The organism is Salinisphaera sp. G21_0 (assembly GCF_017744115.1).
Lineage (GTDB): Bacteria > Pseudomonadota > Gammaproteobacteria > Pseudomonadales > Endozoicomonadaceae > Endozoicomonas.
The window spans coordinates 124403-137837 of sequence record NZ_JAGHQW010000010.1 but is presented as its reverse complement, the minus strand read 5'-3'; the positions used below and the strand labels follow the sequence as shown (position 1 = coordinate 137837).

Here is a 13435-nt window from a genome sequence, read left to right as displayed (position 1 = left end):
CGATTCGTTGCAGCCATTGTTCTTTAGTGGTTTCTGGATTGGTCATTGGAGCCTCCATGTAATCAGAGGCTTTATGATCCTTGATCAAATCTGAGCAGGGTAGGACGTGGGTTATTTTGGCGCTTACTATCCAGTTCTGCGACATCGTTATAGGAATGTAAGTACCAGTTGTTCAGCTGGTATACTTAGGGTAGACATTAAGCGTCTACTCCCCTCTTCGGAAAGTTAAAGATGGAACCACGAAGAACACGAAGAGCACAAAGAAGAGATTTTCTTTTCCTTCGTGCTCTTGTCGAGTCGCCCAAGGGAACCTCCCCCTCAGGCGCTCACAGAACCGGACTTGAGAGTCTCCCCTCATCCGGCTCTTCTTATCCAACCGCTGGTTTCTGACATATGCGCCAGTGAACCATAAACATCGGGACTCTCTTTGCAATGCTTGCCAGCCATCGGCCAGCTTTAGCCTTGCGCCCCTTCAATTTCTTGTATTTACCCATAGCCCAACGAACCAGAGTGTCTTCCACATAGTAAAGGGCATTCTTTGCTGTAGAACGATAGAATTTACCGAAGTAATCTATCCATCCCCGTACTCGTGGATTGATTTTTCTGGCTATTTCCAAAAGGCTACAGCCTCTTTTCTTCGTTGGGATTTCCAGACCTCTAATCTTATTCCGGAAGTCCTGAATCGCTGCTTTGCTGACTGCCGGAAGGAAGCTCACAAAGAACTTCCCATATCGATTTCGGATCAATCGGGGTCGGAAGGTGTAGCTGAGAAAATCGAAAGCCATGTTTTCATGCTCCCCTTGCCTGTTGTCATCCTTGCAATACACCAGCTTTGTCTTGGTTGGATGTAGCGTAAGACCACACTCGAGTAAACGGTCCCGGACAGCGTTCAACACAAGTTCAGCTTCTTCCTTAGTACGACAGTGGATTAATGCATCGTCAGCGTAACGCTCAAACCAGACTCCGCTGATATTACGTGCCAGCCAGTGATCAAATGCATAGTGCATGAATAGGTTGGCCAGCAACGGGCTAATCACTCCACCCTGTGGAGAGCCTTTTCCTTCCTCTTTCTCAACGACTTCGCTTCCATCGATTACCGGAGCTTCAAGCCAACGTTTGATGTACAGCAAAACCCAACGATCCTTGATATGGTGTTCCACTGCCCGCATGACCAGTTGATGATCCAGATTGTCAAAGAAGCCCTTGATATCCAGATCAATTACCCAGTCTCTGTGCCAGCAACGCTCCCGAGCCACAGCCAGCGCCTGATGTGCTGACCGGTTTGGCCGGTAACCGTAGGAGTTTTCATGGAAAACAGGTTCCACTACTGGCTCAACGATCATTTTCACCACCGTTTGGGCTACGCGGTCGGCTACTGTCGGCACTCCCAGCGGTCTCGTGCCTCCATCCTTCTTCTGGATTTCCACACGCATGACGGGGGGAGGAAAGTAGCTTCCCGACGACATTCGATTCCATAGCTTGTACAGGTTCCTGCCCAGATTAGCCTCAAAGTCAGTCAGTGACTGATCATCAAATCCGGCGCTCCCCTTGTTCGCTTTCACTCTCAGCCACGCCTGATAAACAAGCTGTTTCGAAATTGTGAACGGTTTTGTTTCAGTCATCAGACTCATCCCGTTTTATAAAACAACGCTATAAACGACGGTTGATCTGTTGCTTCAACCGGATAAGCCAGTCCTTTCGCTCCACCTCCATTACAGAGGCTTCATCACTACACCGGACTGGTCCTCCTCTGTGCTCTGTATTGGTACTCTGAGCCTCCGCAGTTCAGCTGCTTGGCTGGCTCCCTTAACACCAGAGCGACAGACTCCCACGTTCCACAAAAGAGCCTGAGATCAGTTCATGCCACCTATGCCCCGGACACCGTTCAGGCAGTAACCGGATTTCCCCTGAACTTTTCACGAGGTGAACACACCCCTCGTTTTTGATGCCATCGGACCACGTTTCGAGGCGTCATCAGTGGTTCACTTGCGTTCATCTCCTGATCTCATACCTGACGCAGTCATGCTGCGCCTTTTCCGTAACGCTCACCACACCGGCTCTTTACCGGCGCAGCTTACGGTGGTTTGATGGCTGCTTCCAGAAGCCGCCACCGGAGGGCCTACCTCCATCTCAATTGCAGTTACGAGCAGACCGACTCTGCTCTCGTGTCACACTGTGTCCTTCGTGGTTCCATTCAAAAGCCATTGAAAATGGAGGGGTAAGCTTAATATCCACCCTAAGAGCTGGTATAAACGTCCATGACGGATTAGTGGGTATCAACAGGTGCTTTGTTGTTATCACGGTTCTTCCATAGTAAATAGTTGGCCAAATGGAATCGTATATTTCTGGCTAAGTGGGCAGTCGTTATGCAAGGCACAATGAAGGGAGCATAGCCTTAGCTATGTGACAGGAGTTGTAACGCCGAACGACTGCATGGATGCAGGGGCTGGAATAGTGCAGGAGCAGTTGCCGGGAGTGGCTGCCCACTTAGTAAGAAAACACGATTTCATTTGGTTAATGACTTAGCCACAGCAGATTTTTTCAGCGGTAAACATACAGAGAATACCGAGCTGATATAAGTCTTCCTGATTTTGCGGTGCGATGAATACCCTTTGATCATCCATAACAACTTGATCAATCACCGGTTGTTCATCATTCTCTGGTAACCGGTCCCTGCCATTTATCAAACACCGGTAGTGACGTGTTCTTACATCTCTGTCCTCAACATAAAACACTTTGGCCACAATCCTGTACCTTTGGATAACGTCTTCTGGCGGAAGAGAGGCGTCAGGGCTGGCTTTTCTGAAGGTTAACTGAAAATCCTGAGTGACATCATGGGCTAATTTTTCCGCAACTTTTGCCCGGTCACATGGATCGGAGAGCACCTTTAGCTGAACAGTGATCACCTCCGGAACATCTTCCACCAATAGTACCTCCCGCTCTTGAAGGACATCCCACAGGAGGTCTCCTGTGCCCGTCTCTTTTGCCCTGGACAGAGGGTCCGGGAGGTTATTGATTGCATGTCTGAAATTAATACAATCTATGGTTATTTTCTGGTGCTCATTGTCAGGTATATCTTTCAGGGAAAGCGCATTATCCAGAATCATTTGAATGGAGAAATCATCTCTTTCAGCCTGCTCAGGAGAAACCGAGACGGAATAAATCAACGTGTCAGGTTGAACTATATCTTCTACCTGAGAGACTCCGGAGGTGTTCACGGGAGTTGTCCGTGGGTCATCAGTGATCATTAATATATCAGAGTCCCTCATAATCTGCCGTTCAGTTAAAACCCTGAATGCACATTTTTTCAGTTGCTCTGCGGGGATAACCAATTCTAATAGTGGTGCTAAAAACTCTGCTGAATCCTGTGGTGGTAATTTGTTCAGGGGTAAAACCGGTAGTTCATTACCCTGGTCAAGTTGTTGAGAGAAATCACTCTCTGTGTTTTTTTTGTTTTCTGTTTTCTGCAGCAGGAGTCGGGTAGTTATATATTCTACGTAATTTTCATGGAAATTTTCAAAGCCCATGAAAATATTATCAGAAGCACAAGCGGAGCATAACGTTAAAAACAACTCATAGGTTTTTTGCATTTTCGAGTACTGTTTTTTTAAATGCTGGTTTTCCATAGTGACCAGACACTTTCTGAGCGCGTCAGTTAAAAGCTGTTTTTTTACTTTTATGTCTGACGCTTTTTTGATCAATGTCAGGCATACTTCAGGAGTGAGTTTTTTCAGAGGAATTGCTTTTTTTCCCGGGCCCAGGGATATACACCCTTCATTGTGATCCAGCTCGGTACCGGGGTCATCCTCAATCGCCTGTTGATGTAAGGAAGCTGCAAGTAAATGAATATAGCGTGAAGCCAGAATTTGCCAGATCGAAACGGCTGCAAAGCAGGTGTTGCCAAAGTTTGAAAATCCTTCCATAGAGTCCACTGGCGAGAGGAGTGTGTCCAGCGGGCGATGAGTGAACAACTTAAGAAGCCGTTGTTGCTCTTTTCTATCGGCCATTTCCTGTATGGCTTGTGCATCAAAGCCAAGGGCTGTTTCTATCGCCGTCACTTCGTTTTTCAGTGCCCATAAAACAGGAAGGTATGCTAACGTTGCTGAGGTTGGAGCGAGTAGCCTGGTTAGGGTTTTGGGAATAACCTCATAGTGATACCAGGGTATGACACTGTATTGCGAAGGATGAATCATGGTTCTTTTCATGTAAGTGCCAGGATTTAAAATCTGACAGAACCATTCTTCACCAAACCTTTGGTAATATTTCTTTAAAATCTGCTGTATCCCATTATTCAGACTATCCAGATGCTCAGGATTTACGTCTGGCATTGATCCTCTATAGCGATGAATTGTCTTTAGCGTTGTGTAGATTATCTCCTGGATGATGGAGCGTAATGCTCTGGGGTAATAGTTCCAGTATTTTTTGGGATTTTCATCAATTACCTGAATTTTTAAACACATGTAATCAAGCCACTCTTCATCTTCTTCCCCTTGTTCCAGGTCAGCGCAGCACCTGATCAATGAATGTGTGATTTTTTCCCAAACTCCTTCTCCTTTTATGATTGCCTGAAGGCTATTTATTATTTCCAGACGGCCGATTTCCAGATCCTTTTCAGGCTCTGATTTTTCGTCTTTGATTATTCGGGATTTTCCTGTTGTCGCAGGCTGATCATTAAGCGTTACTTGTTCAATAGATATCTCTACAGGAAGGGGGGATATATCTTTCTGCTGAGGTCGTGATGACGGTATTCGTAACCCACATACCATCTGGTTACTGGTTGAACGCTGGCAAAGTCTTGCATGAAGAGAATCTTTTATCTCTTTTAGATTGATCAGACTGCTTGTTTTTCTTACACAACATTCCTCATTACTGCGTTTCAATGCCCGCTTCGGATTGAATACAGTGGTCGCTTGATCAGCAGACTGTTGTTCGGGTAGCAGGGGTTCATGTGAACCCGAGGCAGCGTAAGTGCATTCAGGTGAAATTTGGGAATCCATATTACAGTTCTTTGTTCGAGTTAGACCCTCTTAGTGTAGTTCTGTAATTAAGCTCTATAGATATAACAGCTTGTTGTAAGTAGCTGGCCATATGGAATCGAATATTTCTGGCTACTTGGGCTGGTACTATGCTGGGCACAACGGAGGGAGCATAGCCGTAGCTATGTGACCGGAGTTGTAACGAAGCAGAGTGCCGGCACAAGGAGTCAGAAATATATGATTCCATATGGTTAGCTACTTAAGTAATGTGAAATTTATTGGCAGGAAACAGCTGATGGGAATTGCGGCAGTGTGATTTATGCCTACCCTTTGGTTTTTAAAATAGCCGCCTGGATAACCACTATTTTAACCATTAAGGACAGGCACTTTCAGACTCAACCGGATTTTTAACCGGACAAAAGTACTATCAGATAATTATTTGTCAACGAAAGCCCTTTCAATCACATAATCAGCCACATCTCCGGTATGAGCCGATGCAGTAAAGCCGAGGCTGTCCAGAATATCACAGGTATCATTGAGCATGGCCTGACTGCCACAGATCATGGCCTTATCGGTTTGTGGGTTCAGTGGTGGCAGGTCCAGGTCATTGCATAACCGACCACTGGTAATCAGATCTGTCAGTCGGCCGGTATTTCTGAATAGCTCACGGGTAACGGTTGGGTAGTAGACCAGCTTCTGACGAATCTCTTCTCCCAGGTATTCATGGTGAGGCAATTCATCCAGCAGGTAGTCGTGATAAGCCAGTTCACTGACGTAACGAACGCCATGAACAAGTATGACCTTCTCAAACCGCTCATAGGTTTCAGGATCTTTGATAATGCTCATAAACGGTGCCAGACCTGTACCGGTGGCAAACAGGAACAGGTTCTGAGCCGGCTTCAAATCACCCACCACCAGGGTACCAACCGGCTTGCGACTGACCAGCACGGAATCCCCCTGCTTTAAATGCTGAAGTCTGGAAGTCAGAGGCCCATCAGGCACCTTGATGCTAAGGAACTCCAGATGCTCCTCATAGTTGGCACTGGCGATACTGTATGCCCGCATCAACGGCTTCCCATCCACTTCAAGGCCCAGCATGACAAAATGACCATTATGAAATTTGAGCGATGAGTCACGGGTGGTGGTGAAGCTGAACAAAGTATCATTCCAATGCTTCACGGTTAACACGGTTTCTTGATTAAATGCTGACATACTTTGCTTCTTTTTCGTTGTTTGCGTCCTTACCAAAGATGACTTCGGAATCCATATCCGACGGTGGAGCCAGGCCCTTTTTATCAGCGACCTTAAAAACCAAGGGTAACTTTAGCAAAATTCGGGAAAAAATGCTGGCCTCATTCTCTGCCAACATGAAATGAGTCTGAACGAATAACAAACAAAAAAAAGGAGACCCGCAAAAGCAGGTCTCCCTCATACAAACCGGTATAAAAACTTAAGCCAGAGCAGCTTTCGCCTTTTCCACCAGCTGGCCAAAAATCACCTTGTCGTGAACGGCCAGATCAGCCAGAACCTTACGGTCGATTTCGATAGCCGCTTTCTTCATACCTGCGATGAAACGGCTGTAAGACAGGCCATTCATGCGAGCACCGGCATTGATACGGGCAATCCACAGAGCGCGGAACTGACGCTTACGCTGACGACGGTCGCGGTAAGCATACTGACCAGCTTTGGTAACTGCCTGCTTGGCTACGCGGAATACACGTGAACGTGCACCGTAATAACCTTTAGCCTGCTTCAGAACTTTCTTGTGACGACGGCGCGCAATGACGCCACGCTTAACACGTGCCATGAGTTATCTCTCCTGTAAAATGATCAAAAAAGCGATTAGTCGCGCAGCATACGCTTAACGAGACCCTGATCGGCCGGAGATACCAGTGAGGTACCACGCAGCTGACGCTTACGCTTGGTGGTCATCTTGGTCAGGATGTGACTTTTGAAGGCACCTTTACGCTTGTAACCGGAAGCGGTTTTCTTGAAACGCTTCGCGGCTCCACTGTTGGTTTTCATCTTTGGCATGAAAAACACTCCGCATTCGCGACCACTGATCTGCGAAACCAGCGTCGGGACAATTAAAAATACTGCCGCCAAAAGCCGAAGCCATCAACCGGCACGAAGCACTAAAAAAAACGGCCAGACCCGATACCCTCAACGGACACCAAACCCAAACGCCGTTTTTTTAATTACTTCTTCTTTTTAGGGGCAATCACCATGATCAGTTGACGGCCTTCCATTTTCGGATGCTGTTCAACGGTTCCGATCTCTTCCAGGTCTTTTTCAACCCGTTTCATCAGTTCCATGCCCAGCTCCTGGTGAGCCATCTCACGACCACGAAAACGAAGGGAGACCTTCGCCTTGTTGCCCTCAGTAAGGAAACGTATCAGGTTGCGCAGTTTTACCTGATAATCCCCTTCTTCGGTACCCGGGCGAAACTTGATTTCTTTCACCTGGATCAAAGTCTGCTTTTTCTTGGCCGCAGCCTTCTGCTTTTTCGATTCGTACTGGTGCTTACCATAATCCAGGATCTTACAGACCGGCGGCTCACTGGTCGCATTGATCTCAACCAGATCCAGCCCCGCTTCCACAGCCATGCTTAACGCATCTTGTATATCAACTACACCGACCTGTTCTCCGTCGGCCCCAATGAGGCGGACCTCTTTTGCACGGATATTTTCATTAATCGGAGCCTTTACTGGGCGACGATCACGGAAGCTGTTGCGTCTGATGGTTGTATCTCCTGTGTAAGCAACATAGTAAGCTCCAAGGCTGCCAGACCATCAGGCAACCCGGAACAGTGTTCTCGAAGTGCATCGGAAGGCGGCACAGCCACTCAGGCTGTGCGACCACGCTTGAGGACATCTGCCTGCAGGCTTTCCTGGAACGCTTCGATGGACATTACGCCCAAATCCTCACCGGTGCGGGTACGGACCGCCACGGTATTGGCTTCCATTTCCTTATCACCGATCACCAGCAGATAAGGAACCTTCATTAAAGTATGCTCGCGGATTTTAAAGCCGATTTTCTCGTTTCTCAAGTCCGCTTTTGCCCTGATGCCCTGTTCAGAGAGGTTTTTTTCCAATTTTCTGGCGTAATCGGCCTGACGATCAGTGATATTGAGGATAGCAGCCTGCATGGGAGCCAACCAAACCGGCATGGCACCTTCATAATGCTCGATCAGAATACCGATAAAGCGCTCGAAGGATCCCAGGGTTGCACGGTGCAGCATAACCGGCGTTTTGCGCTCTCCGTGCTCGTCCACATATTCCGCACCCAGCCGACCCGGCATGGAGAAATCCACCTGAATGGTGCCACATTGCCACACCCGGCCAATACAGTCTTTCAGGGAAAATTCGATCTTTGGTCCGTAGAAAGCACCTTCACCGGGCAGTTCATCCCATGGCAACTGCTGGGCATCCAGGGCTTCAGCCAGGGCTTTTTCGGCTTTATCCCAGATTTCGTCGGAACCTACGCGCTTTTCAGGGCGGGTAGACAGCTTGTAAATCAGGTTTTCACGGGCAAAACCGAAATCGTCGTAAACGCTGTGCAGGAAGTCGATGAACTCACAGACTTCTGACTGAATCTGGTCTTCCGTGGCAAAAATATGGGCATCGTCCTGGACAAAGCCACGCACCCGCATCAGGCCATGCAGGGAACCGGAAGGTTCGTTACGGTGGCAGGAACCAAATTCAGCCAGTCGCAGCGGCAGATCACGGTAGCTCTTCAGGCCTTGGTTAAAGACCTGCACGTGGCAAGGACAGTTCATGGGCTTAATGGCCATGTCCTTGTTTTCAGAGCTGGTGGTAAACATGCCATCGGCGTATTTATCCCAGTGACCGGACTTCTCCCACAGGCTGCGGTCCACCAGCTGAGGGGTCTTGATCTCTTCATAGCCGGCCAGGCGCTGTTGGTTGCGCATGTACTGTTCCAGTTCCTGATAGATCACCCAGCCGTTAGGGTGCCAGAACACCATTCCCGGTGCTTCTTCCTGCATGTGGAACAGGTCCAGCTTCTTGGCCAATTTACGGTGGTCGCGTTTTTCCGCTTCTTCCAGACGATGCAGGTAGGCCTTCAGGGCTTTCTTGTCTTCCCAGGCAGTACCGTAGACGCGGGTCAGCATTTCATTATTGGAATCACCGCGCCAGTAGGCACCGGCCACCCGCATCAGTTTGAACGCTTTCAACTTACCGGTGGAAGGCACGTGTGGGCCACGACAGAGGTCCATCCACTCACCCTGGCGGTAGACAGAGATCTCTTCACTGGCGGGCAGGTCGTTGATAATCTCAACCTTGTACTCTTCGCCCATGGCTTTAAAGGCGCTGACGGCTTCTTCACGGCTCATCACCACACGCTCGATAGCGAGATCCTGTTTGGCCAGCTCTTCCATGCGTTTTTCAATTTTGGACAAATCGTCCATATTGAAAGCGCGCTCGTAGGAGAAGTCGTAGTAGAAGCCGTTTTCAATCACTGGCCCAATGGTCACCTGGGCACCAGGAAACAGGTCCTGCACCGCCATCGCCAGCAGGTGCGCGGTAGAGTGACGAATAACATCCACACCCTCTTGGTCCCGGGTGGTAATGATGGATAAATCAGAATCTTCGGCAATTTTGGCGCTGGCATCCACCAGTTCACCATTGACGCGGCCGGCGAGGGTCGCCTTGGCCAGCCCCGGACCGATGTCCTGGGCGACTTCCATTACGGATACTGCATCAGCAAACTCACGTTTGCTGCCATCGGGAAGCGTAATAACAGGCATGAAGGAGTCCTTACATTGTAATCACTATACAGTGGCAACCGGTACCGGAGGCTGCTTGTTCTATTGCTCGTGCCAACCCATACGCAGGGCTGAGAGCCAAAAACCAGTGGCAATCCATACCAGGGATTGCATGAATTTTCTCAACGTTCATCAGGAACTGTTGGTTGATAAAACCGGGGGAGAAAATTGCAGGTCTAACGTTATATCATCGTAGTGAATACACGAATATGTCAATAAAAGATCTTCAAAACGCATTTACACTTCAGAAGACTTTATTCTCAACTGACCGATACGTTCCATTAAGTTGCCCCATTTCGTCAAATCCGCTTCATTAACATCAAATTGTGCTGCTTCCCTGCTCAAGCGCTCACGCAGCTGAGTATAAACGCTCTTCTGATAAGTGATGGCTGCTTCTGTGCTGGCACTGGACCCGGAGCGAGGACCATAAAAGCCGAGTTTCTTCATAAGTTCAGAGCGCGCAGTCATGACACTGGCAACCACCTTTCTGATGGAGAGCAAGTCATCCTGCTGATCAAAAAGGCTATTCAGGTCACTCTCCATAATATGCAAGATAAAATCCCCCGTATCCCGCAACTGCAAGACAGAGCAATCATTCATCAGCTCTACCGCCTTTTCATACATCTCCACAGTCGATCTGAGCGCCTTAAGTAAAGAATTCATCTCATCTTGTGATGGCAAGCTCATGGCTAATGATAAAAGTGACGCTTCTTTTGGTATTTTATATTTTTTTGCTGACAGCCAGTTTTTTGCATCGCCAGATTTTTTCACCACGTCATCGGGAATAAGTTGTGCAATAAGATCCAGTAGACGTTTAACCGGAGTGACTTTTGCTGTGACCGTTACCACCCGGGCAAGCAACTCGTGATAGGGTTCCAGCAAGGCATTGCCACAGTCCGCCCATACACAGGCCCGGTCAATCTTATCTTTACAGGCTTTCAGTGCAGACGCCCTGCTGGCTTCAGCCTCAGCAAGCTGGCCATCTTTATACAGCGATACGGCAACGGCCAATTTCTGTTCCCATGGACTGAGTTCCAACTTGATAGCATCGACTGCCGTCTCCCTGATGGGCGCGGTCACCAGACAATAACGCGATTTCTCAGATTGCTCCTCATTTTGTTCCTCTGGTTGCTCAATGTCCCAGCCAGGCTGTTCTGGCGGATGGCTCTCTTTTTGCTGCATTCTCATCCGCGCTTCAAGTCGCTTTCTGCGTATATCCTCCTGCGCCTTACGTTTAGCCAGGACTAACTCACGACACGCCTTCTTGAATGCCAGCTCATCGTCGCCCAATATTTTCTCAGCGGAACGAACAGCCATGGCGATGCGGTCTTGCTTCCCGGGTACCGATGAGAACCACGATAGGCTCCGGCTATCTTTACCTTTTTCCTGGAGTGCATGTAGTCCATCCCTCAAATCCATCACTGCCCGGGCAACTGTGAGACGGTTTACCCGCAAAGCCCCCGGAAAATCCATCAATTTGTGCAAATAACCAAAGGTTTCCTGTATCTGTATTGCCAGGTTATTAACTTCCTGCCAATTCAGGTCTGGCAGAGGCAAATCAAGCGGTAACTGGTGAAGCGAGCTAATAATTGATGCAGAAATATCGTAGCAGCCATGATGATTAGACGCAGACATAATGGTGGCAAGAGTACTGACTAACCGCTGCTGAAGGTTTACCGGCAGGGTTATTTTTTCCAATTCAACTGAGGTCAATACCACCAGAAAAGTCTGCGGCAACAACTTCAGGATCGGTGAACCGCTACCCGCTTCATAGTGCGCAATGATTCTGCAGTCATGTTCAATCATGTCTGTTAATTTGAACAGAAGCGCACTCATTTGATGTTTTTCTTTGGGCATATAGACCAGATATTTAAGCATTAATGCCGCAATAATCGCCCTGACTTCATTCTGGCTCGCCACAGAACACTCACTCTGTTTCAGGGAGTCACATAATTCATGAACCATCTTTTCAATAATGCCAGCCAGCCCTTCATAGCTGTAGTTAAAGCCCTCTTCAGGTTGTTTGACGTAGTAGCATTGGGCTCTGCCAAGGAAAGGACTGCGCCTGAAAGGGTGGCGCACTAATTCAGCGCTTTTCTCAGTACTGATAAGGTTGTTTAACCCGCTAATCACCTCATCAGGTATAGACAACTTCTCCAACCGTGCCCTCTGTTCGTCAGCGACAACATTAGTGACTTTGGTTAAAGCCTGAATCGCTGCCGCAAATCCATAACGATCACTTCCTCTTGCACGCAGCCCCCTTGCGCTGCCTTTTTTCCGGGCATTTTTTGTTCGTTCAGGCGCATTAACTCCGCGTCGTTGCCTTCTTCCCCTGCTTTTGCTGTCACCGCTGCTTTCGTTATTTGATTCAGACTGTTCAACTTTCGAGCCCTGGTGCACAATTCCGGCTCCCGCCGGTTCAAGAGATGGCAGTACGTCTGCAATCAGGGAAAAGCCAAGGTCCTGAATGGCATCGGTATCTTTTATTAGACTGCTACCATTGTTCAACACCAAATGTGCCGGACCTGATTGAAGTGCGACAGGTGTTGCGGTTTCACCTGTAGAAGACTGTGTCAGATCACCAGTCTGATCTTCAACTATTCCCTGCTTACCGGGCTGCATTACCGATGTTATAGCCGCCGCCTCAAGATCACCTGGTACGTTTATCTCAAATGGTTGCGAAAAAGACACTGTTGGAACTTGCGGAGTACCAGAACAGTATCCGGGTTGCCAGGCAGTTGCTAATGGCGAATAAACGGGTTGGGCCATATTGGCTGTGCAATAGGTATAATAAACCGCTGGATGCAGATAAACCGGCTGTTGTGAGTAGATCCATTGCTGAATTTCAGGACAAAGGCACCACGCTTCCTCATCGGTTATTGCCTGGGTTTGGAATTCGGTCTCGATAATATTGTACGCACAGGGATTATTAACCAAACCAGCAAACTGTTGATTCAGCCATGTGCCCCAGGCTTCAGTGGATATTCTGAGTGTTACAGGCTTTCCCTCAGAGGGTTGATAGGTGTAATCTCCAATATTCAGGTTTACGGGGGCGTCAAGCGTTAATAACCTGATTGAAAAGAACTCTTCGCCATTGAACAGATAATGAAACTTCTCTTCCTGAAGTACACCTGTTCCAGAGAAAGAAGAAACACGAGCATCTTCTTTTTTCTCTTTATGCAAAAAACGCCCCATTACCCGGGCTAAATCCTTGCATTGCCCAGGGCTTACCACGATATCCATCTGCCAACTACTGAGAAAGTCTTCATCCCTGAGAACAGGTACCTGAGCTACTGAAGCCTGAATTTCTGAAACCATGGGCTGGCGAAACGCCCTGACAAATACGCCAGTCACCACCGGCAAACCGGATACATCTTTCCTGACAATAGATAAATAACTGATAGCCTGATTGATCAGCGCTGTTCGTAATTTGCCCGTATCATGATCAGGGGGAATAACACTCTGGACTTTATTGGCAGGCGGTAAAGCCTCAACCTGTCTGTCATGCAGAGTTACGGAATCATCCATTGCGCCAGAAGTACTGGCACCACCCACGATATTGATGCCCAATGCCTGATGTGTATCTTCCGACGGGGTTTGTGGGCCTGCAGAGTGCCTGTCAACGGGGTTGTTATTAGAGGGTTCCATCCGGTTATATCTCCTGAATCATGAG

8 protein-coding genes are annotated in these 13435 nt (G+C 48.2%); all 8 read right to left on the bottom strand.

From position 1 onward, the window contains the following. Positions 1–368: 368 nt before the first annotated feature. The 8 genes from ltrA to J7439_RS07020 all read right to left on the bottom strand — a co-directional run bounded on the left by ltrA (position 369) and on the right by J7439_RS07020 (position 13410). On the bottom strand, positions 369–1562 hold the full coding sequence (gene ltrA, locus J7439_RS07055) for a group II intron reverse transcriptase/maturase (RefSeq protein WP_209201123.1): 1194 nt from the start codon (positions 1560–1562) through the stop codon (positions 369–371). A 960-nt stretch (positions 1563–2522) separates the two neighbouring features. Beyond that, the gene (locus tag J7439_RS07050; protein ID WP_209201122.1) at positions 2523–4997 is read right to left on the bottom strand and encodes a hypothetical protein; all 2475 of its coding nucleotides are present in this window, start codon (positions 4995–4997) and stop codon (positions 2523–2525) included. Positions 4998–5411: 414 nt separating this feature from the next. Next, positions 5412–6188 (bottom strand): ferredoxin--NADP reductase, encoded by a 777-nt coding sequence (locus J7439_RS07045; protein WP_209201121.1) that lies wholly within the window; start codon positions 6186–6188, stop codon positions 5412–5414. A gap of 238 nt (positions 6189–6426) precedes the next feature. Next, on the bottom strand, positions 6427–6783 hold the full coding sequence (gene rplT, locus J7439_RS07040; RefSeq protein ID WP_209201120.1) for a 50S ribosomal protein L20: 357 nt from the start codon (positions 6781–6783) through the stop codon (positions 6427–6429). Positions 6784–6818: 35 nt separating this feature from the next. Further along, the gene (gene rpmI / locus J7439_RS07035) at positions 6819–7010 is read right to left on the bottom strand and encodes a 50S ribosomal protein L35 (protein ID WP_066018013.1); all 192 of its coding nucleotides are present in this window, start codon (positions 7008–7010) and stop codon (positions 6819–6821) included. 164 nt (positions 7011–7174) lie between these two features. Beyond that, positions 7175–7717 (bottom strand): translation initiation factor IF-3, encoded by a 543-nt coding sequence (gene infC, locus J7439_RS07030; protein WP_101744900.1) that lies wholly within the window; start codon positions 7715–7717, stop codon positions 7175–7177. A gap of 104 nt (positions 7718–7821) precedes the next feature. Then, the gene (thrS, locus tag J7439_RS07025) at positions 7822–9744 is read right to left on the bottom strand and encodes a threonine--tRNA ligase (protein WP_209201119.1); all 1923 of its coding nucleotides are present in this window, start codon (positions 9742–9744) and stop codon (positions 7822–7824) included. A 255-nt stretch (positions 9745–9999) separates the two neighbouring features. Then, positions 10000–13410, bottom strand: a complete 3411-nt coding sequence (locus J7439_RS07020) for a hypothetical protein (protein ID WP_209201118.1) — start codon at positions 13408–13410, stop codon at positions 10000–10002. Positions 13411–13435: the final 25 nt, after the last annotated feature.

What these genes read in the sequence shown, in the direction of transcription:
- J7439_RS07050 (WP_209201122.1), bottom strand. Translation starts at nt 4,997, where the DNA reads ATGGATTCCCAAATTTCACCTGAATGCACTTACGCTGCCTCGGGTTCA.
- J7439_RS07045 (WP_209201121.1), bottom strand. Translation starts at nt 6,188, where the DNA reads ATGTCAGCATTTAATCAAGAAACCGTGTTAACCGTGAAGCATTGGAAT.
- rplT (WP_209201120.1), bottom strand. Translation starts at nt 6,783, where the DNA reads ATGGCACGTGTTAAGCGTGGCGTCATTGCGCGCCGTCGTCACAAGAAA.
- rpmI (WP_066018013.1), bottom strand. Translation starts at nt 7,010, where the DNA reads ATGCCAAAGATGAAAACCAACAGTGGAGCCGCGAAGCGTTTCAAGAAA.
- thrS (WP_209201119.1), bottom strand. Translation starts at nt 9,744, where the DNA reads ATGCCTGTTATTACGCTTCCCGATGGCAGCAAACGTGAGTTTGCTGAT.
- J7439_RS07020 (WP_209201118.1), bottom strand. Translation starts at nt 13,410, where the DNA reads ATGGAACCCTCTAATAACAACCCCGTTGACAGGCACTCTGCAGGCCCA.